Source organism: Acinetobacter sp. (genome assembly GCF_041919735.1).
Lineage (GTDB): Bacteria > Pseudomonadota > Gammaproteobacteria > Pseudomonadales > Moraxellaceae > Acinetobacter.
Genome location: NZ_JAYRTF010000059.1, coordinates 1 through 1,220 on the forward strand (window position 1 = coordinate 1; position 1,220 = coordinate 1,220).

Here is a 1,220-nt window from a genome sequence, read left to right on the forward strand (position 1 = left end):
CCTTGGCAAAGAACACCGCCCCGTGGATTTGTGGACAACTCGGATTGCCGAGTTGCCCACAAGCCCCACCGGGCTCCACTACGATGGATTCTCGTTGTCAAGTTCCACACGAAACGACGAAGAACCATTTGATGGCGGGGGCAAGAGCGGGCCGCCAGTGGCAACGCCCGCGGGCGCGGGCGCTTGTGCCAACACCACCGCGCCTGAAACGAGCAAGCGAGGACAAATGAGTCGCTGTAGGATTTATAGCCAAATGAGTCTCTACCGCATGCAGGGCAAGCGCAGGCAGCTATCAATATATGAGTTTCTTGCATGATGGCAGAGAGGTTTTTGCGAAAAACTGAAACAGCTGCGAGTCTTTGTCCAGCCAGACCACCAACGATCCTCAGGCCAGGAGCAGCTTATAACCTGACGAACCAACAGAGAAATATTGCCGCACTCAATACAACCAAGGCCCCACTGAAAACTCCAATGCAATGCCGCATCAAATATGTAGTCCACCCCCTATACAGAACCGCTCTACGTGGATCTCTTGCATCATAATAGCATTTGGCAATAATTCCATTTTTTATATCAAAATAAATATCCAGAGATTTTCTTCTTGGACGAATCCATTCAACCTCCAGAGGGAAAATCGATTTCGAACAATATTCTATTGAATCAACAACATAAAAATACCGCAATCGCACAATACCGCCATCCTCAGTTGCGGCACCATATTCACCATAAAGATAATTTGGCGCCATCTCAACACCATCCACCCTCATTGGCACAGGCAGATATTTTAGCGTTCTCGCAATCAAAATCCAATGATAGACAGCAATACCAAAACCAAGTATTGCCAAGAATACGAGAGCCCCACAAAATAAATGAATGGCCTCAAGATTCAGCATAACGGTCCAAAAAGTATTGGCGGAGGCCCCAACGACAGGGCTCATGTCTCGAGGCTACCAGCCTAGCGGGTCGACTTTGTGCAACAAAGTACAATAAACCGATCAAAAATAATTTATAATTTGATACACAGAAATTATCAATAGCACCAAAAAATATAATCCAACAAAAAAACTCCCAACCGTTAGTTTTCTTTCACAATGGCTTTGTTGCACAAATAAAATTCCTTGCTGAAAAGTATCGTAATTCAGAAAAATATTGCGTCACTATAGAAGCAAGAATCTTTCGCTGAAGGCGGCAATCTGAAAGAAGAGTGTTTTGTGCAACAA

General features: G+C 45.2%; 1 protein-coding gene. It reads right to left on the reverse strand.

Annotation, left to right across the window (positions count from 1 at the left end):
• Positions 1 to 401: 401 nt before the first annotated feature.
• The gene (locus tag ACE3T3_RS15915; RefSeq protein WP_374668641.1) at positions 402 to 938 is read right to left on the reverse strand and encodes a hypothetical protein; all 537 of its coding nucleotides are present in this window, start codon (positions 936 to 938) and stop codon (positions 402 to 404) included.
• Positions 939 to 1,220: the final 282 nt, after the last annotated feature.